We start from the raw sequence: 24459 nt of genomic DNA, 5'->3' as shown, positions 1-24459 counted from the left end.
TATTACTCTGGTACTGTAAATTTTGCAGAAAACCCGCTACCCGAAAGTTGGACAAAAACCGGAAGAGGTATTCTCATGATTATATTTTCAGGCGGCACCGGAACTCCAAAGCTCCTTGACGGACTTAAGGAAATCCTCCCACCGGAGGAACTGACTGTTGTTGTAAACACTGCAGAAGATCTCTGGGTTTCGGGAAATCTTATTTGTCCCGATCTGGATACGGTGCTCTATCTGTTCTCAGACCAGATAGACAGGAACAAATGGTGGGGAATAAAAAACGACACCTTTCAGACTCATGAACGCATGCAGGAACTGGGAGTCTGGGAAAGCATGAAACTTGGGGACAGGGACAGAGCAACCCATATTATCCGCTCGGATCTGATCCGGGGTGGAGTATCCCTTACAGAAGCAACTTTAAAATTTGCGTCTATTTTAGGAATTGATGCACAGATTTTGCCCATGTCTGACGATCCTGTCTCCACTTATATAGAAACTCTTGAAGGAGTCATGCATTTTCAGGACTTCTGGGTCGGGAAACATGGAGAACCCGAAGTACTGGGAGTTGACATAAAGGGAGTTTCCGAAGCTCCAATTTCTCCAAAGGTACTCGAAGCCCTGGATAATGACGACAATGTCCTTATAGGGCCAAGTAACCCGATCACGAGTATAGGTCCCATTATTTCCCTGCCAGGCATGAAGGAACTGCTGGCGAAGAAAAACGTCGTGGCAGTCAGCCCAATCATTGGCAATGCTCCTGTCAGTGGACCTGCTGGAAAACTGATGCAGGCATGCGGGCTTGAGATCTCTTCCATGGGAGTTGCGGAATATTATCAGGACTTTCTGGATGTTTTTGTTTTCGATGAAAGGGATCTGGCAGATGAATTCGCATTTGAGAGACTCGGATGCCGTGCCTCCCGTGTTGACACCCTCATGACCTCAACTGAAAAAAGCAGGGAACTGGCAGAGTTTGTAACAGGGCTTTTTGATACTATTGTTTGATTTTCTAATTAATTTCTTAGTTCTAGTTTCTTAAATTTCTATTTGATTTTTCTTTTTACTCCTTTTCTACTTCTTTTTCTTCCCTTATCCTTCTTTTTTTCTTTTATTGTTTATTCCTTTTTACTCCCCTTTTATTTTTCCTCTTTTTTTACTTCTCATGTGCCCTGTTTAATATTTTTTTCATCTGTTTTCAGCGTTAACAAAATTAGAAACTTTTATGTAATACTTACTTTCTCTTTTGTAACACTAAAAAACATTAAATTTAAACTTTGTCTTATTTATTCTGCGCTATTTTCAGTTAAATGTCGCTTTTTTTGTCAAATTACAACTAAGTCTGACTTAATGAGTTAGAGGAAAAAATATGATTGGAATAAACATGATTAATATAAAGAGAATCAAAGCAAAATTCATCAGTTTCGTTTTCCTAGCAGCGCTTGTTATTTCCCTTGGTTCTATTCCAGGGATGGCAGCTGAGGTTAATAAATCGGAGTTAATGGCTCAGGTCTTTGATGCAGCCGAAGCAGACCTTGGAGGTATTGGACCAGAAGACACACTTATTATTACGGATATAGGCTCTCCTGCAGAGTCTTATGTTTTCCTGGACGATTTCTACTCAGAGTTTTATGACAGGGACCTTCAGTACACAAAAAATCTTCTCACTGTCCAGAACTCAAGGAATAGTCCTCTGTGGTTTGCATTCTTCGATAAATTCAGCGGGAACTGCACTTATATCGAGGTCTCTTATGAAAACGAAAGTGAGGTCAGCTACCAGGTAACGGAAAACATAGACTTTTGTATGCTTTCGAAAAGCCCGGAATCAAGAGCTGCCTGGAATGAAAAAGTAAATGAAACGGTATTTGACGGGCGCGAGTTTGCCATTCTTACGATTTCTAATGCCTGGGCTACCGGTGAGCTCGATTATGAGCTTATGCAGTGCCTGGAACTGCACAACCACTTCTGTCCAGGGATTTCCAGCGGTTATGTGCTTGCAAACTGGATAGAAGAAAATTATCCACTTAAGAAAGGAGTAAGTTACACTGTTTTCTCCTGCCCTAACTGGTGCAAAGAAGACGTTTTCGTAAAGCGCTGGGACGCAACTCCTGGGAAAGGAGGAGTTTGGGTATCCTCACTAACGGATGAAGAATTAGAAAAAATCGGAAACTCTACTGCCGGAATTTTCGTGGTTACGGATAAAAATACCGAGACTATGAAGGCTGTGGTTCTTGGGTTTGATTTTGATATTGTCCGTGCGGAATGCGGAGCAAAAGCAGATGATCCGGCATGGGTTTCAAAATATTTGATGGATCTCTGGCTTATGGACAAAGAAAATTGGGATACAGAGGGACTTATTTCGGTAATTTCAGTCGTTGACATTGATGCCGATACTTTGAATGAAATGAAACAGGCAAACACCAATCCCTATATAGTTCTTGGGTTGCTGAATCCAACAGAGATTATTAATCCCTCTAAGAACGGAATTTATGGAGTCGGTAACTGGACTAATGAATCCAAACCCGGTCAGAAAGCCTGATCTGATACAGTTGACAGCTTCCGATAATCTTCCTTTTTTCTTTTTTACTCTTCCTTTTTTAATTCCTTTTTGTTTTCTCTTTTTTTTCTTTTTTATTTCTCCTCCTTCTTTTACATCTGGAGCTTCTTCAAGCCGTCTAATTCTCTGGATTCTCCTTTACCTGTATCTTTAAATTTATTAACACTGACATGATTATTTATTATAAGTCATCCTGTTGAATAAGGCATGCACACATTAGGACAGCTAAAGTTATATTTTATGCTTCAACATTTTTTTCTAAAGTAGATCTACCTTCCATAACGTGTTTGCATGCGCCTGCTTGCTGACTGGATACAATGTACTCTTGATTGCCGGATAATATTACAGAATTCTTTGGACAGAATTCTTTAAATGGGATTCTTTACTTACAGGAATATCGCAACAGCCAAAAAGAGTTAATACCATGCTTGAAAGACTGAAAAGCTCCCTCATTAATTCTCCTGTGATCAAGCGAGGAGAATATAATTACTTTATCCATCCGATCTCTGATGGTGTACCCTCAATAGACCCCCGCCTGGTTGAGGAGATTTCCGATTATATCAACAAGATTACCGATATGAAACGGGTTGACACTATTCTTACGGTAGAGGCTATGGGTATTCCTGTGGCAAATGCTCTTTCCCTGAAAACAGGGATTCCTTTGACTATTGTTCGAAAACGCCCTTATTTCCTTGAAGGAGAAGTGGAACTGTCTCAGAGCACAGGGTATTCGAAAGGTGTACTCTATATAAACGGGCTCAAAAGAGGTGACCGAATAATTATTGTGGATGATGTAATCAGTACTGGTGGAACGCTGCTCGCACTCGTAAAAGCGCTAAAAACTATAGGTGTAGAGGTTCTTGATGTAATTTCCGTTATCGGCCGTGGAGATGGCTATTTAAAATTAAAGGAACTCGGGGTTGAGCCCAAGATTCTCGTCACAATTGATGTGGGCGAGAAAGGTGTGGAGATTAAGCATGTCTTTGGGGACCAGTGAAGCGTTTGACTTAAGGCCTGACTATATTATCAATGTAATAAGGAAACTGGGTGCAAAAACCGTAGGTTTCCAGTTTCCTGAGGGACTCAAAAGAAAAGGTCCGAAACTCGCAAAAAAGATTGAAGAAGCTACAGGCGCTGAGGTTCTTATTTCCGGAGACCCCTGCTTTGGAGCATGTGACCTGGACAGGACCTTGCTGGAGCATGTGGATATTCTTTTCCATTTCGGGCATGCAGAACTTGAGGATACGAAACTTTCAGATAAGGTCTATTTCATAGAAACGCGCTCCGCAGTTGATATTCGGCCTGTTGTTGAAAAAGCAGTCCCTGAACTTAAAGGGCAGATTATAGGGCTGATCACTACTGTTCAGCACGTCCACAAACTCCCGGATGCATGTGCTGTTCTCGAAACCAGTGGAAAGACCTGCGTGATCGGACGTGGGGACTCCAGGATCGCGTATCCCGGGCAGGTACTGGGCTGTAATTTTTCGGTTGCCAGGGACGAAGTTTGTGATGAATACCTATATATCGGAAGTGGGGATTTCCATCCTTTAGGCGTGGCTCTTTCCACAAAAAAGCGTGTCCTTGCAGCCGATCCTTTTTCCGGGGAAGTCCGAGAGGTCGATCCTTCAAGAGTTCTTCGCCAGCGGAGTGCGGTAATTGCAAAGTCCCTGGATGCAAGGGTTTTCGGGATTATAGTCTCAAGCAAAAACGGGCAGGAAAGGATGAAACTGGCTTCTTCTTTAAAAGAGAGTGCTGAAAAGCATGGAAAAGAGGCATATTTGATCCTGATTGATCTTGTAACTCCTGACCAGCTTCTCCAGTTCAAGGTGGACGCTTTCGTAAATACTGCCTGCCCGAGGCTTGCCGTTGATGAAGTAGGGCGTTTTCCCTCCCCTATGCTTACGCCTCAAGAGTTTGAAATCGTACTTGGAGAAAGGGAATGGGAAAAGCTTGTGCTTGATGAAATTACCGAGGAACCTGTGTGACCTTTTACCTACAGATTCCAATGGTAAAAAAGCTGCAGGATGTAGAAGAATTTGCTAAGGGCTTTTTACAGGAAATTTTATAAAATATAAAATTCTGAAATATTTATATAAAGCATGTATAGCATGTATATATTGAAAACTAAAGTCGATTAAATGAAACAAAGAAAACTTGAGATACTGCTTGAAGAAGTGGAAGATTTTTCCGATCATGAACTTGAGCTGGAACAGTACCAGACTCCTTCTCCCCTGGCTGCGGAAATCCTGCACTTTGCTTACATGCAAGGTGACCTTGACGATTCTGTCCAGGATCTGGGCTGCGGTACCGGAATCCTTGCAATCGGGGCAAAGCTTCTGGGAGCCAGAACGGTCTTAGGGTATGATACGGATCCGAAAGCGCTTGAAATTGCAAAAATAAATGCTAGAAAACTTGGAGTAGAAGTCGAGTTCGTATCCACGGATATTGCCGACGTTATAGGTCATGTAAAAACCACGCTTATGAATCCCCCTTTCGGGGCAAGAGTAAAGGGCAGGGACAGGCCTTTTCTTTCGTCAGCATTAAGAACAAGTGAAGTGATATATTCAATTCACAACCGCGGAAGCCTTGCTTTTATCCAAAAGTTCATTAAGCCTGCGGTCATTACACATTCTTACGTTGCAAAATTTCCTCTAAAACGAACCTTCGACTTTCATAAAAAAGAAAGAGAGGTTATTGAAGTAGAAATTTACAGGATTACAGTCTCTAAATAAATTCCAAGTTGAGTGCCGTTTACGGCATCACATTTTATAATGCTATGTCTTCAGGGCTTTATTTCAAAAAGGTGAATAATAAACACATGCTTAAACAAGTATGCCTATATATCCAACTATACTGTGCGTCTATAGGGATAAATTGGGCAGGAATACGAACATGATAATCTATTCTCCCCCTGAGGCTGATTATCTGTCGATTGGAAGCTGCCAGCATTCTATAATATTTTGGTAGTTACTGCGATTGCGATTTATATTGATTACTAACGATAATTCGAATGAGGGATCATGATTAGAATCCGAAAAAATAAAACTACGAGAAAGAAATTGACTGGTCCGAGCGAAGGAAAGCCACTTGCCGAAAAGGCGGCTCAAATCTCTTCAGAAAGCAGGGAGCAGTCCAGGGACCAATTCAAAGGTCAGTCGAGAGACCAGTTTAAAAGTCAGCCCAGGGAACAATCTCGGGAGCAATTCAAGGCTCAGCCCAGGGAACAATCCCGGGGGCAGTTTAAAAGTCAGCCCAGAGAACAATCCAGGGAGCAGTTCAAGGCTCAGCCCAGGGAACAGTCGAAGGACCAGTTCAGGGGAGACCAGAATAAAAAAAGAAGGCTTCCTTACTCGAAAAAAGCTCCAAGGGAAAGAATGGATATGCCTGGCTCCAGGGTGCCGCGCGAAGTAGAAACACCGGAAGAAGATCTTGAAAAAGGAAGCTTTGTTCTCCCTGGAGAACTTGTTGGAACCACAGAGGAGTTCAAGCCGGGAGCAGGAACAACCATATCTGCCGGAGATATTTACTCTACAGCTACCGGGAATGTAATTATTGATAGGAAAGCCAGAATAGTTTCGGTTAAGCCAAACACACTCACTCCGAATATCCTTAAAATAGGAGATATCTTGTATGGCAAGATAACTGATGTGCGCGAATCCGGGGCAATGGTAGAAATTGCAGGAATTGAAGGCAAAGAAGACAGGGAAGTTGTCAATTCACGGCTCGGGGATATCCACGTGTCAAATGTGAGGGACTCTTACGTTAAGAGACTTGCAGATGAGTTCAGGCCCTCTGATATAATCAGGGCCAGAGTCGTCGACACTGAGAGAATTCGCCTGACAACAGCTGAGGATTCTCTCGGAGTTGTGAAAGCCTACTGCTCAAATTGCAGAGGGGAACTGGTGCTGGAAGGGAAAAAGCTTAAATGTCCGGCATGCAATATGACTGAAACCCGCAAGATCTCAACCGAGTACGGGAAAGGGATAAAATAAATTTCTTTCTCCCTATTGGTATGGGTTTCTGCACAATCGATTATTATTACTCACCATTTACAGGTGATCACCAATGGAACTGAACATTCTCTCTAAAACAGATAACGAGCTTGAAGTTGAGCTCAAAGGCGAGACACATACCCTTCTCAATATGCTTAAGGACCTCCTGATCAAAGATGAGAGAGTTGAGATCGCCTTTTATGATATGAAACACGTGAGCATTAGTGACCCGATCCTTTACATCAAAACCGATGGTACGAACCCTATCGAGGTCTTAAAGGACGCTGCTTCGATAATTATTGCTCAGTGTGACGAATTTACTGATGTCTTTAGCAAGGCAGTAAACGCCTGAAATTCCTTGAAATGGCTGCATAACGTCTTCTTAAAGGCGTTCTGCTCTCCTTTTCCGGTAATCTGAACTTTTCCGGTTGAGAATTTCTGGTAGTTTTTCCAGTGAGCTTTTGCTCTCTTTGAATTTCAGGGATTTTTGGAATACTTTTTTATGAATTCTATGCGTATCCTGGGGAAATAAGGACTCTCAAATGCGGCAATTTGGCTAGAAGCATTAAACCGGACAGAATATGCCGGCTCTTGTTAGCCTGATGAACCATAAATCAGTATTTGTAACTTAATAATCATAAACCAAACCTACAGTTAACATTGAGGTATGAAATAAAATGAAACTTGATGACTCATCCCTTCAGAAGTTCGGTTTTATAAAGAGGGAAACCCTGGGCAGCATAAATATCGACCCTCTTCAGACAGGCGGGATTTTGACAGATACTGCAAAACAGGCTCTTGTAGAATGGGGAGACGGGTATTCGGTATGTGATTTCTGCGGAGGAGTTCTTGACCAGATAAAAAAGCCTCCGATTCATGATTTCGTACACCAGGCTCTCCCTGAATTCCTTGGCTGTGATGAGGCAAGGGTCACAAACGGGGCACGGGAATCCAAGTTTGCTATAATGCATTCTATGGGGAAGCCCGGAGACTGGATTGTGCTTGACGGACTTGCTCATTACTCTTCTTATGTTGCAGCCGAAAGAGCAGGTCTGAATATCAAAGTCACACCTCATTCAGGCAGCCCCGATTATCGTCTTGATCCTGAAGGATATGGCAAGGCAATCGAAGAGGTTATAAGGGAAAGCGGAAAACCGCCTGTTCTTGCACTTGTAACGTACCCTGACGGAAGCTACGGAAATCTGCCTGACGCTAGAAAGATTGCATCTGTCTGTCATGAATACGATGTTCCCCTTCTCCTGAATGGGGCATACGCAGTCGGAAGAATGCCAATATCCGCAAAGGAAATCGGTGCCGACTTTATTGTAGGTAGCGGGCATAAGTCCATGGCTGCATCAGGACCTGTTGGAGTGCTCGGGGTAAGTGAAGAATATGCCCCTGTCGTATTAAGAAAATCCGTACACAGCAAGGTAAAAGAAGTCGAGCTTCTCGGGTGCACTGCAAGGGGTGCTACAGTTATGACCCTTATTGCCTCTTTCCCTGACGTAGTAAAACGTGTCCGGAACTGGGACCAGGAGGTCGAAAACGCCCGCTGGTTCTCTGCACGGCTTGAGGACATGGGCTTTATCCAGCGCGGGCAGAAACCCCATTCCCATGACCTTATGTTCTTCGAAGCCCCTCGTTTCTTTGAGATATCAGAGAAGGTAAAGAGTGGCAGGTACTTCCTTTACAGGGAACTCAAAGAACGCAATATACATGGTATAAAGTCCGGGCTCACCAAATATTTCAAACTCAGCACTTTCGGGCTCGGTAAGGAAAAGCTGGAAGCTGTCGCAGATGCCTTTGCAGATATCTTGAAAAAGTACGAGGACGTTTAAGTCCATTTAAACCTGATCATAGCTGATGCCCGAGAAAATCGAAACCGTTGGTTCCGAGTCTCCGGCATCTTTAATATTTTTTGAAGCCGATAAATTCAGAGATTTCGGAGCATAAAATGCATCTTTCCGGAATTCATCTGTTGAATCGATCTGCTTTTACTTTTTCAACTCAACGTTTTCCACGTATCCTTCTCCTCTGGGAGTGAGGACATAATATGTAACTCCTTCGCTTTCCTCCTTTTCTATACAGAGGGTGCTTTCGAGCATATTAAGGTTGTAACTTGTCTGGGAGTCCGTGAGCTTGAATTCGGCTTTTATTTCTTCCAGGGACTTCTTTTGCTCTATCAGGGCTTTAAGGATGTTCCTTCGGACAGGGTTCTGAAGGGCATTAAGGCAGGACTTGTGGTCTTCGGTCATATCCTCTTTCATCCTGCCTTCCAGTTTCATCTTTGCAACCCATTCTCCTTTTCTTTTTGCGGCTTCCTCGGGGGTCATTGCTGATCATTATTATATTGGCCTGAGTATCTAAATAAGTTTGCAAAAAGCGAGAATTATGAGAATTGTAAAACAACCCCTTCAGGGTTGAAAGTTTCCGGCGTGAGCAATCTGAACTGTGGTGCCTGCGGATTTGGAACCTGCAAAGAAATGCTTGAATAGGGAAAAGTGCAGAAATAGATTCTTGGCCCCAGTGCATGATCAAGTATCTTGACATCGGGATTGCGGTGGGCTCGGCAGCAGCACAGGCAAAGGCGCCCTCTTTATCGGCAACCGTATCCTTTCTCCTCTGGGGCTGCAGCCTGCTACTTCAAAATGATAGAAGCAGACATATCAATGGGGCTTCCTTTGAGCGTTAATGAAAAAAAAATATCTTTTTTGACCGGGAATCCACAAGAAAAGTTAAGGAGTAAACCTCTTTTTCTATTTTTTACATAAATTGAGTATAAAGACAAATTCAGTATAAAGAAAAGGTTAATTCAGGCGCAGCAGTGAAATTTTTCTGCTGCTGACCTGTCTTTATGAGATCCCTTTCGGAACGTTTTTCTTGTTTTCACTGGAGAATTTTTCTCACCTGAAGTCTTTCAGGGCTTCGAAATCGAGGGTTGCAAAGTAATCCTCAATGGTTTCGGCTCTCCTGATCTGCACAACACTTCCGTCCTTTCTGAGAAGGAGTTCGGCCGAACGGAGTTTTCCATTGTAATTGAAACCCATTGCATGCCCATGAGCTCCGGTGTCATGAATTGCAAGGATATCCCCGATTTCTATCTCAGGAAGCTGCCTGTCGATTGCAAACTTATCGTTGTTTTCACAAAGGGAGCCGGTTACGTCATACTTACGGACAGGAGTTTCATTTTCTTTTCCGAGTACGGTTATGTGGTGGTAGGCTCCGTATATTCCGGGGCGCATTAAGTTGGCCATACAGGAATCCATCCCAACATAGTCTTTGTAGGTATGTTTTAGGTGCCTTACCTGAGAAATGAGGTATCCGTAAGGGCCTGTGATCACACGGCCGCATTCCAGGAAGACTTTGAGCGGATAAAGTCCGTTAGCTTTGATTGTGGCTTCATAGGCTTCTCTGGTGCCTTTTGCCACGGCTTCGAAGGAGACAGGTTCCTGATCTGGCCTGTAGGGAATCCCTATGCCTCCGCCCAGGTTCACAAATTCAAACCTTATATCCAGTTCCTTTGTGATTTCAACTATTAGTTCGAAAAGGATTCTTGCGGTTTCAACAAAGTAATCAGGGTTTAATTCGTTCGAGGCTACCATTGTGTGTATTCCGAAACGCTTCACTCCCTTATTCCTGAGTATACGGTAGCCTTCAAAAAGCTGGTCTCTTGTAAAGCCATACTTTGCTTCTTCCGGCTTTCCTATGATGGAATTTCCTCCCTTAAGGGGGCCCGGATTGTACCTGAAGCAAACGATTTCCGGAAGCCCTGCATATTTCTCAAGGTAGTCAATATGGCTTATGTCATCAAGGTTTATGTAAGCTCCAAGTTCTTTTGCCTTTATGAACTCGTCAGAGGGGGTATCATTTGAGCTGAACATAATGTCTTCAGCAGCCATTCCCGCTTTTTCAGCAAGAATTAGCTCAGGTAAAGAACTACAATCAGCACCGAATCCCTCCTCTTTGAGGATTTTGAGAATAAAAGGGTTTGGAAGGGCTTTTACAGCGAAAAACTCTTTAAAACCGGGAACTTCCCTGAAAGCTGCTTTCATTCTCCGCGCATTTTCCAGAATGGCTTTTTCATCGTAAATATGAAACGGGGTAGGGTACTGTTTTGTTATTTCCAGAATATCCTTTTTGGTGAAGGGAAGGTCCTTTGAAACCATATTATTACCTTTTACCTGTTTTTTGTTTAATGGATTTTGTACTAATTTGAACTTTTACTCCTTTATTAGTCTTTCTCCGATTCCCGAATTGCGCCTCGGGAGTACGCTGTCCTTCCCGAGTTCCGTTTCGGGAGCACGGGGTCCGTTTCACTCGCTTCGCTCGCTCAAGCGGACTGGTTTATATTAAAGATACTGAGCTGCGCTCGAGAGGACTAATTTATGGGATAAACGATGTTGTTTTTCGCGTCTCTCAAGAGGACTGATTTGTAAATAGTGAAACAATTTTTCCGGCCTGTAGGTGTTTTCCATGGTTACAGAACCTGAAGTTAATATGTATGAATATTTACATTGGAAGGTATAATCAGGGTCAGTGCTTGATTTTTTTGAATACTTCTTTAAGCCTTGAGTAAGGATATGTATTTACAACATCCTCTTTTTCGAGCCAGCCCCTTCGTGCCTGCCCGAGCCCGTACCTCATGGATGCAAGGTCTGAAATAGTGTAGCTGTCCGTAGAGATACAGAACTTCAGCCCAAAATTCTTTGCTCGCAGGATAAGCTCGTCGTTAAGGTCAAGCCTCGACGGTTGGCTGTTTATTTCCATCACCTTTCCGTTTGCAGCCGCAGCTTCAAAAACATTTTCAAAATTAACCGCATAAGCTTCTCTTTTTCCAAGCAGCCTGCCTGATGGATGGGCGAGAATATCAAGATACCTGTTTCCGATAGCAGAAACTATTCGTTCGGTCATCTTTTTTTCAGGAGCTGAGAAGCCTGAATGCACAGCTCCTACTACAATATCAAGTTCTTTGAGGACTTCATCCGGATAGTCCAGGCTTCCGTCTTTCAGGATCTCAACCTCAGAACCTTTGAGGATTTTTATCTTGAAACGTTTTGAAAGTTTATCAATTTCATACCATTGGGCTTTTAATTTTTCGATTTCCATACCGCTGGCAATCCTCTGGGAACGAGAATGGTCAGTGACTGCTATATACTCATAACCAAGGGCTTCTGCTTCTCCGATCATGGTTTCAAGGCTCTCTTTCCCTTCGCTATAGTTTGTATGCATATGGATGTCTCCCCTGAGATCACCTACCTCTATAAGTTTAGGAAGGGCATTTTTTGCAGCGGCTTTAATTTCTCCCCGGCTTTCCCTAAGTTCGGGTGGGATATACACAAGGCCCAGTTTCTCATAAATTTCCTCTTCGCTTTTGCCTGCAATCTGTTTTTCTGACTCTTTTGAATACAGCCCATATTCGGAGAGTTTATAGCCTTTTTTGATTGCAATATTTCTAAGTTCTATATTATGCTCCTTTGAGCCCGTAAAATATTGAAGTGCTGCTCCGTAACTTTCGGGTGTGACTACTCTCAGGTCAATAGCTGTCCCTTCTTTCAGGATTATACTGCTTTTTGTACTGCCTTTTAAGACAACCTCTTCGACGTCCGGAAGGGAGACAAAGGCATCCATTACCTTCAATGCCTCTTCTTTTTCTGCTTCTGCAAGGATATCAATATCCCCGATTGTTTCCCTCAGCCTGCGAAGTGAGCCTGTGTAGATTATCTTTGCGAGATCTACTTTACATCTAGCGCTCTTACACCTGGCTTTTAAGGCTGATATGATTTCGTCTGCAAGCGGAAGCGCCTTTCCGAGAGCTATCCTGGAATGACTTTTTTCATACTGCTCAACTGCCCTTGCAAGATTTTCTTCGCTTTTTTCTCCGAAGTTTTCCAGTTTCCTGAGTTTGTGTGCATTAATTGCTTCTTTGAGGTCTGAAACATTCATTATCCCAAAGGCGTCGGCAAGCTTTTTCATTTTCTTCGCCCCAATACCCCTGATTTCCATCAGTTCCGCAGTGCCTGAAGGAGCTTTCCCTTTAAGTTTTTCAAATTTTTCCACCTTGCCGGTTTCGAGATACTCGGCAATGTGATCGGCGATGGATTCTCCTATGCCCGGAATTTCAGTCAGCCCGTCTTTTCCGCTTCTTTCATAGATTTTTTTGATATCTTCCCCGAGATTCTCTATCATCTGAGCTGCTTTCCGGTAAGCTCTTGGTTTCCATTCTACCTGCTGGTATTCAAGAATGTCAGCAGCTTCGTAAAGTAATTCGGCAATCTCGCGATTTTTCAATGGTTTCCCCCTTCCCTTTTACTCTCTTTTTCTATTCCTTTTTTCTCCCTTCTCCCTTTTTCTCTCGTTTAACTCAAATACCACATCCCCTAAGATCCCCTATCCCTGAATACCTTTGTTTAACTTCCTCTTCGGAAACTCCGTATGCCCCTTCAATAGCTTTTAAAGCAAGCTTGTTCCCGATTTAAAGTGTCATGCTTTCAAAGGCAGGCCTTATTCTCCCTAGAAAAATATATGCAATTTCCTTTACTTCCAGCTCCTAAAAAAAATTAGCAATTTTTCGGACTATCTCCTTATGAGATGTAATCTTTTCAATTTCCTCAAAAAGTTCTGCAAGCTCCATTAACCGAGCCAGTGTCCTATCTCCGACAAAACGCCTTGATATTTTTCTCTACCTCTTATTCCATCCCCTGATCTTTATCGCTTTGCATCCTCAAATTTCAGAACTAAAACCTTTTCATTCTTCCTATTAAAACAGCTATCCTCGCCATCCTCTACTCATTACCGAAACCTTTAATATCTAAAAGATGCATGAGAAGAATACATCTCACTTCTTTACATCCTTGCGCGACTGTGGTTTAGTGGCTATGACCTGAGCTTCCCAAGCTTAGAACCCGGGTTCGAATCCCGGCAGTCGCATTGAAAACTCTTTTAGCTCTTTTTAATAAGGCAGTGGCATATATCATTTCCACTCTTGAAATTTAAAAAAGTATTTTTGCAGAAAACCTTCTGAAAATGCTCTTTTCCAGCTAGACTTTCTACTGAAATATTTCCTACTGAGATATCTCATGTTGAATTTAAATGCAGGAAATGTCATCAAGTGAAGCTTTTTTCCTGTAGCCCATTCCCTGAAATATTGCCACAAGATCTCCTTTATCATCAGTTATGTTTACCGTATACGTTGAAATTTTAGGGTTTATTGACGTTTCTTTTGCTTCGGCTATGAGGGTCTTGCCTGTTGCGGCTTTTACGAAAGAGATATTTGCATTAATAGCAACAACAACAGTGCCATAAGCATTTGATGCCGCAGCAAAAGTAAGATCTGCAAGAGTAAATAATGCACCTCCCTGAACAGTCTTCAGGGCGTTAAGGTGTTTTTCTTCTATATTTATCGTGGCTTTTGCATATCCTGGAGAAACTTCAAGCAGTTCTATTCCTGAAATTGCAGCGAAATTATCTTTCTTAAAAAATTCTTTGATATTTTCCATATAATAACTCCGGCTATCGTCAGTAAAGTCGTGCTCTATTCTCCATATTTTTAATTAAAGTTATGCATACTGAACTGCAATCTGGGAGATGACCAGCTCCATTCCTTTTTCCTTCCCTGCATCACTTCCCTCCAAAATTTTCCGTTTAAGGAATTTATATTCCTGCCGAGCCCTGAATTTAGCTGTCCAAATCTTTTTGAGCACAAAAAATAATCCCTTTTTGGGGAGAATATGGTGGAAAAGAATGCAGTATTTTGGAAGGCAGTTGCCAGGAGGGCCGCACAGGTTATAGGGAGCCTATTCTTCATGATGGTATTGTTCTTTTTTCTGCTGGTAGGCTTGACCTGTCAAGGGCATGGATTTTCTTCAGCCTTTATCTCGTCTCGTTATTTTTCAATATGGTTCTTTTTCTCAAGTTAAATCCGGAGATTATCAGTGCCTGTAGTGGAATGATCCTAGGAGAAATGAAGTGGTGGGACAAGCTTTTTGAAACGACAGTCCGGGTCCAAAAGGAGAGGGGCCGCAAGGTTGTTTCCACAGGGCCTTATTCTATTGTCCGGCATCCGGGCTATGCCGGCATGATTCTATTTTACGGTTGCACTCCATTTATCATTGTCTCCCTTTACGGGTTGATCCCTGTACTGTTACTTGCTGTTGCTTTTGTTTTTCGTACATACTTTGAAGACAGGCTGCTCTACAAGGAGCTTTCAGGATATAAAGAATATGCGAAAAAGGTAAGGTACCGGCTTGTGCCGTTTATCTGGTGAAGAATAAACCTGGAAGAATCAAAATATGTATAAATGCGGTAGATTGTTCAAAATAAGTCTCAGGCAAGGTTTTGCTTGAAAGCAAAAAACGGGATTACAGACAGTTTAAGGTAAGCATTAAATACGATTTTTCTTTATGGTTTTTGGGTATGCTACTCGATATCTGTTTATTACATATGATAAACTCATCCCAAAACCAATATTATTCTCAACTAATAATAGTTTCATAACTATTTTCATGATCCGAAATTCTATTAATTATTCAGAATATAATATTCAGAGAAGCAATTTTGAGTTTTGGGACGAGCTCTATAAATATATGGAATATGACTACTTTTAAAACGCCTATTGCTTCTTAAAACCAGACTGTTCTTCATAGTTAATATAGATTAATTATTTATACGCGAACGGTTTATTATTCAGATGATTTATATTAAATTAATTTTTATTTAATTGAGCTATATGATCGACCCAATGGTCGAACTCGCATACGGGGGGTAAAGAATGAATTTGAAATTAATAGTTTCTCTGCTAGCGTTATGCCTAACGTTGTCTGTTGTATCTGTGCAAGCGCAGACTGACACGGCCGAAAATATGAAGGACATGAGTATAATCATGGCCGGAGATGTAACTAAAACCATTAACTGCAACGTGACCGGAAACGCATTTGTGGTCGGTATGGATAATATTACCGGAGCCATGGGTGGAACCCGGCTTGGAAACATGACCCAAACTCAAACTGGAACCATGGCAGAAAACCAAACTGAAGCCATGACCGGAAACATGGGTAACATGACCAGCCCTATGACATGTAACGTGGTCGGAAAGGTAGTCATAATCAAAGACATGGGTAATATGACCGAAAAAGCGCTTATGATCGGCAAAATGGATAATATGCCCGGAAAAGTGGTTATGTTCGGAAAAATGGGTGGAATGGCCGAAAGAATGGATAACATGTCTGGAATGTCTGAAAGAATGGACAAAATGCCTGGAATGGCCGGAATCCTGAAGAACATGACTATAGTCATGGTTGGAAACATGACCGGAACCATGACATGCGATATGACTAGAAACATGGAAAATATGACCGGAACGGCCGGAAACATGGAAAATATGACCGGAAGAATGGAAAACATGACTGTGCTCATGGCCGGAAATATGACTGGAACCATAACATGTGATCTGACTGGAAAAATGGTTATAATCAGAAACATGGGTAGTATGGACGAAATGGCCGGAAGAATGGATAACATGTCCGGAAGAATGGACAACATGTCCGGAAGAATGGACAACATGCCCGGTAGAATGGATAATATAACTAGGCCCATGATGTGTGACATGACCGGCAGCATGATTATATTCAAAGATATGGATAACATGACCGAAATGGCCGAAAAAATGGATAACATGGGAATGGCCGAAAAAATGGATTACATCAGTGGAATGGACGGAAGCACTGTTATAATCCAAGACATAGAAATGACTAGAATGGCCGAAAAAATGGATAACATGACCAAAATGGCCGGGAAAATGGATAACATAACAGGAAAAATGGTTATAATCAGAAATATAGATGATATGACTCAAATAACGACTAAAACCATTACATGCAACATTACTGGAAACACGACTATGATCAAGAACACGGACATAGCCGGAAGAATGAGTAGTAGGATTAACTATTGATCGGTAAATGTTTGTTTAACGAAGCATGGATAAAGTGATAGTATTCTATCATTTGATTTGAGATTTCGGCTCAAAAGTAGAGGCTGCAAGCTTGTAATTCTACAGTTTACAGTGCTTTACTTTTCTTTTCTGGTTATTTCTGGTGTTCATTATTTTGTGTGGATGTTTTCTTATGAGCTCATCCCAAAACTCAAAATTTGCTTTTCGAATCTTATTCGGAGGAGATAAACAAGATCAACAGAACTGGAATACCTGTTTTTGGTCAAAAATATGGATAATCTGAATTTTGAAACCAGCTCAATGATTAAAAATGAAATGGCTTTTGGGATAAGCTCGATATCTCAAATCAGGCTTTCCAATTTATTCTCTCTGATTGTATGTTCAGCGTTAAACAAATTGTCCGGCTAAAATAAATTGTTAAAGATTATCTATAAATGCTCCTAGAGGACTAAGTATATTTATCAATTTTAATTGATGGGTGTAATCGCTTATAGGTGACTATAAATTCGACGAGAGTAATATGGATAAAGAGCGATTAAATGAAGAAAGAATAGAGTTACTTTCCCAGATTAATGCTCTTTTTGATTTCCCTCTAATGCTCTTGTCAATTATATGGTTGATTCTAATTCTTGTCGATTTTGTCTATGGGTTATCTCCATTTTTGCAAACATTAAGCCTGGTTATCTGGGGTATATTTATAATTGACTTTTTTATCGAACTGGACATTTCCCCTCACAAAAAAGACTATTTAAAGAGGAACTGGCTTGTTGTTCTTTCATTATTTTTGCCCGCATTGAGGATTTTAAGCTTATTTAGCGGATTCAGGATGGTCAGATTTGCGAATTTTGTCCGATCTCTAAACCTGGCTCGGATTCTCTCTTCTTTTAATAGAGGCATAAAAACGGTTCGGCAAGTGATGAGGCAACGAGACTTGAAGTACGTCCTCCTTCTTACAACTTTGGTAACTTTTCTTGGAGCAGCAGGCATGTACGATTTTGAGCGTTCAGGGCTTACTTCTTATTGGGGCGCTCTCTGGTGGACAGCAATGATTATGACAACAATAGGAAGCGACTACTGGCCAAAAACTGCCGAAGGTCGAATACTGGCTTTTCTATTGGCCGTTTATGCTTTTGCAGTTTTCGGATACATAACTGCAGCCCTTGCAAGTCTGCTTGTCGGAAAAGATAAAGGGTCGTTCTCAAAAGACATTGAAGAACTGCGCAGCGAAGTACAACGTCTTTCCAGTGAAATTAACATGTTATCGGAAAGGGAAAAAAAGTAGATTTTCTAAAGTTTCCAATAGTTTTTGCTACCTGCCTGTTACCGGTTCTTTTTCCCCTGGACATTTAAGCAGCCGAATTAAACCTGCAAAGGCTACAAGTTCACATATCCATTCAAGGATCACAAAGTGTAGTCAATAAGGACTGAAGCATAACATGAGAGCTCTGCTCCGACAACGTTAAAGACTGTATTGGTTTTAGTATCTGCTCTGTATTGAAGACATTGAGGAAAAAAGTAAGCAGTAAAAGGAGTACACCTCTTGCGTTCACTATAACTGAAAGTTAAACCCTATTCTAACAATTTAATTTTTATCTTTATATTTTTTCGATTCCATTCCGTTGAAAATGTAGCTTCATCTCTGTATTAACTTTTTCAGCTTTTTTGTTTTGGTGCCAATCTCTTACCTCTTGTTAGAGTTAGCCTTTATTACTGTAATTTATTAAACGACTTTAATCTCATAAAATGAAATCATATTAATCAAATTATCTTCTGTTCTCTCTTTGCAGGCAAATTCAGGAGATATTTGAAGGTTATTCCTAATTCAAAATTAGTTTTTTTGAATCTATCCCTGGAATTAACAGTCTAATTTCACATCATAGAGCAATCCTTAAATCCCCATAATTGCGAATGAAATGGATTTTAAGACAAGTCATGTAATAATGGTGTTACGATTGATAAAATATAGTTGTGTAAGATATCATGATCCAGAACTGAGCTGTATTAAATATACTATAAGATATATCTTTTTAATTAATTATAGTTTCTAATTTATATTTCGTTATATATTATATTCTTCTACTAATAATCTTCTGTTGATACGTACAATTGTTGGCATATTTAAAATTATTTTCATTGACTCATAATTTCAGCACATAAAAAGGGGTAAAATTTGCCAGTACTATATCTTCCCGAAATAGACATGGATGATTGACTGGTAAAATTATTTTTAAGCGCTGCATTTGCCAATGGAAAGAGATTGAAATACCAACAGTATCAAAATAGTATCAAATTGAGGAGTGTATACAGATGGGAACATTTAGAAAGACAATGAGCATTTTAGTGCTGGTATTTTTCGTAGTGTCGCTGACAGCTGCATCAGCTAGCGCTGGCTACTGGAACAGTGGGTATAAGAACAAATGCGGCTGTGGCTATGAGAGGAATCATTGCGGCTGTGGCTATGAGAGGAATCATTGCGGCTGTGGCTATGAGAAGAATTGCGGTTGTGGCTACGAGAGGGATCATTGCGGCTGCTGCTACGAGGAGGATGACTGCGACTTTGATTTCTTGGCGTTCTTCGGATCCAACTTTTTTGGGACCGGCTTGAACGGTGTTGACAGCTGGGACGGGTTTGAAGGTTTGTGGGATTAACTACACTGGCATAGTCTAAGGTGTAAAATAAAGACGACACGTTCGTACAGCTCTTCACGGATTGCAGGACAGTAAAGCCCTCAATCTATTAAAACTTAAATATCTATGAGGAGTGTTCTTAATAGGACTTATGCGCTTGAGAAGTAAAAAGGTATGAGCAAGCCTGCCACAAATATTATGAATTCGACTGTTTGAGGCCTCATGCGCTTGTTCTTCAGTTAAACTGCGTAAATCCTTTTCTGATATTGGTTTGCAATCATCAAAGTGGGTCTACGAATGAGTCTTATTTCATATTTTTTTATTTTTTATATAATCTCGAGAAAAAGTAAATACTTCTAAAACTTTATAAAAACTCTGAATTTTCGATTCTGTTTTATCTAGGGAAAAATCTTCAGGTTCCCCGTACTCATTTCTATTTTGTACGCCGCATTTTCGTTCATCCGGGGTATCAGGTAGCGTTCATTACTTAATCCTTTATCTTCAGGCTATTTCCTTATATCTTTAATTCTTTCTAAGATTAGTTTTATTTTCTATCTGCCCATCTTATGCGTTAAATTCTTATATCGGAGGCCGATCCAGGAATTCTATTGCCTTTCTTATAAGGTATTCCCTGTGGATGGATTTTTTTCTCGCCAGGCGACTCTGAGCAGGCCGTAGCTCATATAGAGTGGAAGAATCCTTTTTATCCGGCGGTATTCCTTTCCGTCTCTGCTGTAATTGCGGAGGAAGCGCTTGATATGGGGAATAGAGGTATATGCTACGCTTTTTCGTGCGAAATGATGGAGTATTTCAGCGCACATTATACCCACGGTCATTTGCAGCATTCCTGTGCTCTGTGGAGTGCTCCAGGTCTATTGCATAGGTTTTACCCCTGTAAAAGAGGTGATTTACAGGGATCGCATCACTGTGTATTGTACAGCCCTGGTTTTCGTCCAGAAAGGGACTTTTCTGCCATCCTTCAAGTTTTTGTTCATATTTTTCTGGTCGAACTACGGAGTGGCATATACTGGAGGCTACTGCAAATCTTTTTAAAATCCTTGTCTTTATTGTAATAGTTCTTTGTAGCCCGATGAAGTTTGCTCAACAAGTTGACTATTACTTCTAGTTTTTCATCCAGTTTCTTTTCGTTTTTCAGGTACCAGAAAAAAGGCTTTCCAGGGATATACTTGGTCATAAGGATGCAGTTAAAATGACTGTTCAGGTCAATAGGCTCAGGTACATCTATTATTTTTTCAAGCCTCTTTAATTTATAATATTCATTCAGCATGGCTTCTCTAGCATCGTACTTTTTTATTTTCCCTGTGGGTTGTGCTAAATATTTTGCGATGACGCTGAATCCTTCTCCCTCAAACTCATATCTATATACTTTATGGGACGCCGACCTTACTCTGAATTCCCTTACATCGCACTTTTTTTATTCTGTGCTCCAGAGCGTGGACTATCCAGTGCCTTAATGGATCCCCTGGCTTGAGTTTTCTAACATATTCCTGTGAAATACAGAACCCCATTTATAAGAAATCGGAAATTGATCTTCTTTTCCATTTAAGATCATGGTAATAGAAACCCTTCACAGGCAACAAAATACCCAACCTTCCTTCTAATATACAATCTAAGTGCATAGGTATAAAAGTGCTGGCTATTCCTTTATCTCTCCAGATTTATAGCAGTTATTTTTGAATTCTATACAGATCATCTGAGTATGAAAATCTACAACTAAGTGGAAAGAAATGAAAGATAAGAATGGATGAGGACTTATCATTCATTGAAAAGCCAGATATTGATGTAAAAAGTTAATATTTGTTTATTATAGATAATCTCCAACGTCTTTTAGGTTTACCTTATGAAAACGGTTTCAGGTTTACCTTAAAAGCCATCAGATACTTAATTAATATAGACAGTTATTGCCCTGAATCCGGCAGTTCATTCGATAACGGGGTGGAATTTCAGAACAAGCCAATTAACTGTTCCGCCGGGGGGAAACAAGCCACATGATGCTGGTTTTTATATAGCGGATCTTTGTGGAGCACACATTAAAGTGAACTTTTTTCCCCATGATAAAAATTACATGAGTATGCCTGGAAATGAATTATAAATTGGAAACTTAAATTGCAATTTATATATAATTAAGGAAAAAACAATACGGTTGATAATAATGAATTGTGATAAATACTATTTTAAGAAGATATCTAAGAAAACAGGGCTAGATAATGTCAAGTTTTATTTAATATTGGTTTCTAATTATTATTTCTCTATATATTATATTCTCTGACGAATAATCACCTAATGATGCGATTAAGGGGTCATCTTCGTCGGCTTATAAGTCCAATGCGTACAAAATGAGGACATGGGAGTAAATTTTACCAGTACCACGCTTTCCAAGATAACTCTGGATGACTGGTTGGTAAAATAAAATTAAAAATAAAATTATCCACTGAATTGCCGATGAAAAATTGACTGGAATATTAACCTTAGATTGTATCAAATAAAACAAAAAATTTGGAGTGTAGGAAAATGGGGAAATTTGGAATAAAAAAGACACTGTGCATTTTTATGCTAGTGCTTTTTGTAGCTTCAGTAACAGCTGCGTCAGTAAGTGCAGGTAGTTTCGACAGGTTCGACAGGGATAGGGTCAATTTCAAGTTCGTAGAAAAGTTCAAATTTGTGGAAAAGGAAAAGTTCGTATGCGTAGAAAAGGAAAGATGCTGTGACAGAGACAGATGCTGTGACAGATGTGACAGAGACAGATGCTGTGACAGATGGGACAGATGCGACAGATGTTGCAAAAACAAATGCAACTTCGATTTTGTTAGTTTCTTCGGTTGTGGTAATTTCTTCGGAAATGACTGTAACTGGTGGTAAAGACTAAATTGGCCTAGCTATAAAACGTAAAAACGATGATGACTCGTTCGTACAGTCTGCGTCAGATTGGAGCGAAAGGCCCTTACTCCAATAAAACCTAAAATGCATTAAAGGGTCTTTCCTCCTGATACTGACCTGTAACCTCAAAATAGGTCGGCGAATGAGCCTTATTTTACATTTTTGATGGGTATATTCCGGGGATGGATTCTAAACATTTCTGATAGTTTCTACTTTTCTGTTCTGTTTCAGTCCATGAAACAATCGTGAGATATATTACTCATTTTCATTTTATACGCGACGTTTGACGTTAAATTTTTCCTATTCCTTAATCATTTGTAATGGCTTCTAACAAACATTATAGATGGTAATAGGAATAATTGGAATTATATATGTTATTCTTTAGCTTATTTTATTAATGGATTTATCCCCAGAATCCCGCTTAAAAATCAAACGAAGGTTAATGTGTATGAATGGTCAATAATCTCTTGTAAGTAAATCGAATTATACAAGGGAAGCAATTTCTACATAAATATATGCGTAATAACAAAGAAATAACTGTATCCAGTTGCTTTTCAGGGTATCAAATACAATACTGGAGGAAGCTGATTGAACAAAAATAGTTTGACGTATCCAGGGGCTCTTCTTTTCCTGTTTCTTATAGCATTTTTAATCTTTGGAGATCAAAAAAAGGAGACTCCGTCGGGGTTTAAGAATGTAAGTGTCGAAGAGGCCAGGGGAATGATTGAAAAAGGCGACGTGTTCGTGCTTGATGTTCGTACGCCTGCTGAGTTTAACTCGTCACATCTCGAAGGGGCAAACCAGATCCCTGTAAACAATGCCTCTGGATCAAATCTGAATCCGGATCAACTGCTAAAGGCTCGCATAAACGAAGTCCCTAAAACCAAAAAAGTACTGGTTTACTGCAGAACAGGACACAGAAGTGATGCAGCAAGCACAATCCTTGAAAATGCAGGATATTCTCAGGTATATAATATGGCAGGAGGTATCACTTCCTGGATAGATGCGGGGTATCCGGTTGTAAGTTCACAGGATCAGAAGAATAAAAGCCCTTAATATTCAAGCCTGTGGCCGAGATCCTCTAATCTCAAAGTGCAATTGGTCATTCTTCCTACCGAGAGATCTGAACCACATGAACGGTTTTTCCTTAATTATATTTTAATTTTTTACAGTATTAAGATATATTACTTTATATGATACCCTTTCACAGTTTTGGCCTTCCTTTCTCTTTCTGGAGCTTCTGTAGTCTTTCATGTCTTCGCTCTCACCACTCAAGTATAGTAAAGCCCCGAAGGGTCTGTTTTTGGGTATTTTTCTCATGTAGACCACCTGCGAAAATGATCAGCTCTCCTTAAATATGAAAATTAGAGTTATCATCGTCTAAGGGTATAATTTTTGAAAATGATATCCTAAAAACTCATCGAATTGTGAAACTGCAGAAAACATCGACCAAAGGAAAAAATTACTCCCGAATTTACAACCATGGAAACCCTAGAAGAAACGGGAAATCTATACGGCAATTCGAATGGTAGTTCACTTCTTAGTTTGAAACCGGTTAAGTTGATTGTAATTATTTGTTTAATTTCAGGTATATTAGCCTCTTAGGCAACTATTTTATATTCGTTCTAAAACTGAAAAGCCTTTTATGCTCTAAAGTCACAACCTAATACGAGATACTAATTTGGGGGATAATATGAATAAAGGTAGAAACACACCAAATGAAGAAACCCGTTTTCCAACACCCAGGGAAAGAGGTACGGACTTTGAGGTCCCTTATGCACGATCTAACATCGAAAAGTGTATGTGTTCACAGTGTCCTGTCCAGGCAGACAGTAAATGTGCACAGGACAAACTTCAGAGCTCAAAAAAGGCGATGGGGGCCATGCCCGGAGTAGAAGTCCCGAATCCAGAGGACGTTCCAGGAATATACTGCTCGACAGGCAAAGCCACCTGCCAGGATCTTAACTCTGAAAGACAATGCATTTGTAACAGCTGTGAGGTCTGGAAAGAGTACGATCTCGGAGAAGGAATGCCATCTCAGTACTTCTGCAAGAACGGCAAAGCAACCTGATATTTTTACAGGATGGTAGTAGCTTTTTTTTATACTGTAATACCATCTTTTTAGACAATAGCTCAAAATTTCTCTAAAAATTCTTTTTTTCCAGGACCCCTATTTTAAGTTGATGACCATCTCTCACGGAGAACATAAACTCCTGCACTGTGTGGAACACGTAATAAGTTGTCAAGATTTTGTTCCATGTCTTTCTCTTCCATCAATATTGCCATTTCTCCCTTTCCTTCAAAACATCCTCTGTTAAATTTAATTAAATCAGTAAGTCCTCTCAATTTAAATTCCAAGCTCAGTTTCAATGTAAAATATCTAACTCTGTGTGCACTTAGGTTAGGAAAGCAAAACTCTAATTCACCTTTTTTGGTTAGATTTG

The 24459-nt window shown here is 40.5% G+C and carries 25 protein-coding genes and 1 tRNA gene; 16 read left to right on the top strand and 10 right to left on the bottom strand.

All coding sequences use genetic code 11. The annotated features are described in order from the left end of the window. Positions 1–75 precede the first annotated feature (75 nt). The 8 genes from cofD (at position 76) to pscS (ending at position 8378) form a co-directional block, all read left to right on the top strand. Positions 76–999 (top strand): 2-phospho-L-lactate transferase, encoded by a 924-nt coding sequence (gene cofD / locus RG963_RS07145; protein WP_310575585.1) that lies wholly within the window; start codon positions 76–78, stop codon positions 997–999. A 361-nt stretch (positions 1000–1360) separates the two neighbouring features. Further along, positions 1361–2530 (top strand): FmdE family protein, encoded by a 1170-nt coding sequence (locus RG963_RS07140; protein WP_310575584.1) that lies wholly within the window; start codon positions 1361–1363, stop codon positions 2528–2530. Positions 2531–2972: 442 nt separating this feature from the next. Next, positions 2973–3545, top strand: a complete 573-nt coding sequence (hpt, locus tag RG963_RS07135; RefSeq protein WP_310575583.1) for a hypoxanthine/guanine phosphoribosyltransferase — start codon at positions 2973–2975, stop codon at positions 3543–3545. Continuing rightward, positions 3526–4533 (top strand): diphthamide biosynthesis enzyme Dph2, encoded by a 1008-nt coding sequence (dph2, locus tag RG963_RS07130; RefSeq protein WP_310575582.1) that lies wholly within the window; start codon positions 3526–3528, stop codon positions 4531–4533. Before hpt ends, dph2 begins: the two co-directional genes overlap by 20 nt. Before the next feature lie 153 nt (positions 4534–4686). Next, the gene (locus RG963_RS07125) at positions 4687–5280 is read left to right on the top strand and encodes an METTL5 family protein (protein WP_310575581.1); all 594 of its coding nucleotides are present in this window, start codon (positions 4687–4689) and stop codon (positions 5278–5280) included. A gap of 288 nt (positions 5281–5568) precedes the next feature. Next, entirely contained in the window at positions 5569–6540 is a 972-nt protein-coding gene (locus tag RG963_RS07120) for an exosome complex RNA-binding protein Csl4 (protein WP_310575580.1), read from the top strand. A gap of 73 nt (positions 6541–6613) precedes the next feature. Next, positions 6614–6892, top strand: a complete 279-nt coding sequence (locus RG963_RS07115; RefSeq protein ID WP_310575579.1) for a DNA-directed RNA polymerase subunit L — start codon at positions 6614–6616, stop codon at positions 6890–6892. 325 nt (positions 6893–7217) lie between these two features. Then, positions 7218–8378 carry an O-phospho-L-seryl-tRNA:Cys-tRNA synthase gene (gene pscS / locus RG963_RS07110; RefSeq protein WP_310575578.1) on the top strand — a complete coding sequence of 387 codons (1161 nt, stop codon included), beginning with the start codon at positions 7218–7220 and terminating at the stop codon, positions 8376–8378. Positions 8379–8534: 156 nt separating this feature from the next. Here the strand turns inward: pscS and RG963_RS07105 are convergent, their stop codons facing one another. After that, the gene (locus tag RG963_RS07105; protein WP_310575577.1) at positions 8535–8873 is read right to left on the bottom strand and encodes a winged helix-turn-helix domain-containing protein; all 339 of its coding nucleotides are present in this window, start codon (positions 8871–8873) and stop codon (positions 8535–8537) included. Positions 8874–9070: 197 nt separating this feature from the next. Here RG963_RS07105 and RG963_RS07100 point away from each other — a divergent pair, with 197 nt between their 5' ends. Then, positions 9071–9232, top strand: coding sequence for a hypothetical protein (locus tag RG963_RS07100; protein ID WP_310575576.1), 162 nt, complete (start codon positions 9071–9073; stop codon positions 9230–9232). Between the two features lie 211 nt (positions 9233–9443). Here the strand turns inward: RG963_RS07100 and RG963_RS07095 are convergent, their stop codons facing one another. Continuing rightward, the gene (locus tag RG963_RS07095) at positions 9444–10706 is read right to left on the bottom strand and encodes a diaminopimelate decarboxylase (RefSeq protein ID WP_310575575.1); all 1263 of its coding nucleotides are present in this window, start codon (positions 10704–10706) and stop codon (positions 9444–9446) included. Positions 10707–11073: 367 nt separating this feature from the next. Beyond that, complete coding sequence (gene polX, locus RG963_RS07090) at positions 11074–12828, bottom strand: DNA polymerase/3'-5' exonuclease PolX (protein ID WP_310575574.1); 1755 nt, start codon at positions 12826–12828, stop codon at positions 11074–11076. 567 nt (positions 12829–13395) lie between these two features. On the opposite strand from polX, the gene RG963_RS07085 reads away from it, so the two are divergent. Continuing rightward, positions 13396–13467, top strand: a tRNA-Gly gene (locus RG963_RS07085). Between the two features lie 158 nt (positions 13468–13625). On the opposite strand, the gene RG963_RS07080 is transcribed toward RG963_RS07085, so the two are convergent. Then, on the bottom strand, positions 13626–14036 hold the full coding sequence (locus RG963_RS07080; RefSeq protein WP_310575573.1) for a PaaI family thioesterase: 411 nt from the start codon (positions 14034–14036) through the stop codon (positions 13626–13628). Between the two features lie 60 nt (positions 14037–14096). Continuing rightward, positions 14097–14240, bottom strand: coding sequence for a hypothetical protein (locus RG963_RS07075; protein WP_310575572.1), 144 nt, complete (start codon positions 14238–14240; stop codon positions 14097–14099). Positions 14241–14290: 50 nt separating this feature from the next. Here RG963_RS07075 and RG963_RS07070 point away from each other — a divergent pair, with 50 nt between their 5' ends. The 3 genes from RG963_RS07070 (at position 14291) to RG963_RS16545 (ending at position 17771) form a co-directional block, all read left to right on the top strand. Further along, positions 14291–14803, top strand: a complete 513-nt coding sequence (locus RG963_RS07070) for a methyltransferase family protein (RefSeq protein ID WP_310575571.1) — start codon at positions 14291–14293, stop codon at positions 14801–14803. A 504-nt stretch (positions 14804–15307) separates the two neighbouring features. Continuing rightward, positions 15308–16489, top strand: a complete 1182-nt coding sequence (locus RG963_RS07065; protein WP_310575570.1) for a hypothetical protein — start codon at positions 15308–15310, stop codon at positions 16487–16489. 520 nt (positions 16490–17009) lie between these two features. Beyond that, positions 17010–17771, top strand: a complete 762-nt coding sequence (locus RG963_RS16545; RefSeq protein ID WP_396654695.1) for a potassium channel family protein — start codon at positions 17010–17012, stop codon at positions 17769–17771. Between the two features lie 1094 nt (positions 17772–18865). Here the strand turns inward: RG963_RS16545 and RG963_RS07055 are convergent. From RG963_RS07055 to RG963_RS07045, 3 genes are all read right to left on the bottom strand, one after another. Next, positions 18866–19012, bottom strand: coding sequence for a hypothetical protein (locus RG963_RS07055; RefSeq protein ID WP_310575568.1), 147 nt, complete (start codon positions 19010–19012; stop codon positions 18866–18868). A 722-nt stretch (positions 19013–19734) separates the two neighbouring features. After that, a complete protein-coding gene (locus tag RG963_RS07050; RefSeq protein ID WP_310575567.1) occupies positions 19735–19962 on the bottom strand; it encodes a hypothetical protein in 228 nt (75 codons plus the stop codon). Between the two features lie 146 nt (positions 19963–20108). Beyond that, complete coding sequence (locus tag RG963_RS07045) at positions 20109–20405, bottom strand: BUD32 family EKC/KEOPS complex subunit (protein ID WP_310575566.1); 297 nt, start codon at positions 20403–20405, stop codon at positions 20109–20111. Positions 20406–21649: 1244 nt separating this feature from the next. On the opposite strand from RG963_RS07045, the gene RG963_RS07040 reads away from it, so the two are divergent. Continuing rightward, positions 21650–21997: a hypothetical protein gene (locus tag RG963_RS07040; RefSeq protein ID WP_310575565.1), complete on the top strand. Its 348-nt coding sequence runs from the start codon at positions 21650–21652 to the stop codon at positions 21995–21997. A 606-nt stretch (positions 21998–22603) separates the two neighbouring features. Continuing rightward, positions 22604–23071: a rhodanese-like domain-containing protein gene (locus tag RG963_RS07035; protein ID WP_310575564.1), complete on the top strand. Its 468-nt coding sequence runs from the start codon at positions 22604–22606 to the stop codon at positions 23069–23071. A 102-nt stretch (positions 23072–23173) separates the two neighbouring features. Here the strand turns inward: RG963_RS07035 and RG963_RS07030 are convergent, their stop codons facing one another. Continuing rightward, positions 23174–23335, bottom strand: coding sequence for a hypothetical protein (locus tag RG963_RS07030; protein ID WP_310575563.1), 162 nt, complete (start codon positions 23333–23335; stop codon positions 23174–23176). A gap of 373 nt (positions 23336–23708) precedes the next feature. Between RG963_RS07030 and RG963_RS07025 the strand changes: the two genes are divergently transcribed. Continuing rightward, complete coding sequence (locus RG963_RS07025) at positions 23709–24086, top strand: DUF2769 domain-containing protein (RefSeq protein WP_310575562.1); 378 nt, start codon at positions 23709–23711, stop codon at positions 24084–24086. Positions 24087–24190: 104 nt separating this feature from the next. Here RG963_RS07025 and RG963_RS07020 read toward each other — a convergent pair whose 3' ends face one another. Beyond that, a complete protein-coding gene (locus RG963_RS07020; RefSeq protein ID WP_310575561.1) occupies positions 24191–24373 on the bottom strand; it encodes a hypothetical protein in 183 nt (60 codons plus the stop codon). Between the last annotated feature and the right edge of the window lie 86 nt (positions 24374–24459).

Source organism: Methanosarcina baikalica (assembly GCF_031461075.1).
GTDB lineage: Archaea > Halobacteriota > Methanosarcinia > Methanosarcinales > Methanosarcinaceae > Methanosarcina > Methanosarcina baikalica.
The sequence above is the reverse complement of the archived record's forward strand: the minus strand, read 5'-3'. Positions and strand labels throughout refer to the sequence as shown.

Bases quoted from the DNA above. Each gene is read 5' to 3' on its own strand.
- RG963_RS07105 (WP_310575577.1), bottom strand. From the start codon at position 8,873: ATGACCCCCGAGGAAGCCGCAAAAAGAAAAGGAGAATGGGTTGCAAAG.
- RG963_RS07045 (WP_310575566.1), bottom strand. From the start codon at position 20,405: ATGCTGAATGAATATTATAAATTAAAGAGGCTTGAAAAAATAATAGAT.
- RG963_RS07065 (WP_310575570.1), top strand. From the start codon at position 15,308: ATGAATTTGAAATTAATAGTTTCTCTGCTAGCGTTATGCCTAACGTTG.
- dph2 (WP_310575582.1), top strand. From the start codon at position 3,526: ATGTCTTTGGGGACCAGTGAAGCGTTTGACTTAAGGCCTGACTATATT.
- hpt (WP_310575583.1), top strand. From the start codon at position 2,973: ATGCTTGAAAGACTGAAAAGCTCCCTCATTAATTCTCCTGTGATCAAG.
- RG963_RS07025 (WP_310575562.1), top strand. From the start codon at position 23,709: ATGAATAAAGGTAGAAACACACCAAATGAAGAAACCCGTTTTCCAACA.
- RG963_RS16545 (WP_396654695.1), top strand. From the start codon at position 17,010: ATGGATAAAGAGCGATTAAATGAAGAAAGAATAGAGTTACTTTCCCAG.
- RG963_RS07125 (WP_310575581.1), top strand. From the start codon at position 4,687: ATGAAACAAAGAAAACTTGAGATACTGCTTGAAGAAGTGGAAGATTTT.
- RG963_RS07055 (WP_310575568.1), bottom strand. From the start codon at position 19,012: ATGATCCCTCTCGTAGCCACAACCGCAATTCTTCTCATAGCCACAGCC.
- cofD (WP_310575585.1), top strand. From the start codon at position 76: ATGATTATATTTTCAGGCGGCACCGGAACTCCAAAGCTCCTTGACGGA.
- RG963_RS07030 (WP_310575563.1), bottom strand. From the start codon at position 23,335: ATGAGAAAAATACCCAAAAACAGACCCTTCGGGGCTTTACTATACTTG.
- RG963_RS07115 (WP_310575579.1), top strand. From the start codon at position 6,614: ATGGAACTGAACATTCTCTCTAAAACAGATAACGAGCTTGAAGTTGAG.
- RG963_RS07095 (WP_310575575.1), bottom strand. From the start codon at position 10,706: ATGGTTTCAAAGGACCTTCCCTTCACCAAAAAGGATATTCTGGAAATA.
- RG963_RS07040 (WP_310575565.1), top strand. From the start codon at position 21,650: ATGGGGAAATTTGGAATAAAAAAGACACTGTGCATTTTTATGCTAGTG.
- RG963_RS07120 (WP_310575580.1), top strand. From the start codon at position 5,569: ATGATTAGAATCCGAAAAAATAAAACTACGAGAAAGAAATTGACTGGT.
- RG963_RS07050 (WP_310575567.1), bottom strand. From the start codon at position 19,962: ATGCTGCAAATGACCGTGGGTATAATGTGCGCTGAAATACTCCATCAT.
- pscS (WP_310575578.1), top strand. From the start codon at position 7,218: ATGAAACTTGATGACTCATCCCTTCAGAAGTTCGGTTTTATAAAGAGG.
- RG963_RS07140 (WP_310575584.1), top strand. From the start codon at position 1,361: ATGATTGGAATAAACATGATTAATATAAAGAGAATCAAAGCAAAATTC.
- RG963_RS07100 (WP_310575576.1), top strand. From the start codon at position 9,071: ATGATCAAGTATCTTGACATCGGGATTGCGGTGGGCTCGGCAGCAGCA.
- RG963_RS07080 (WP_310575573.1), bottom strand. From the start codon at position 14,036: ATGGAAAATATCAAAGAATTTTTTAAGAAAGATAATTTCGCTGCAATT.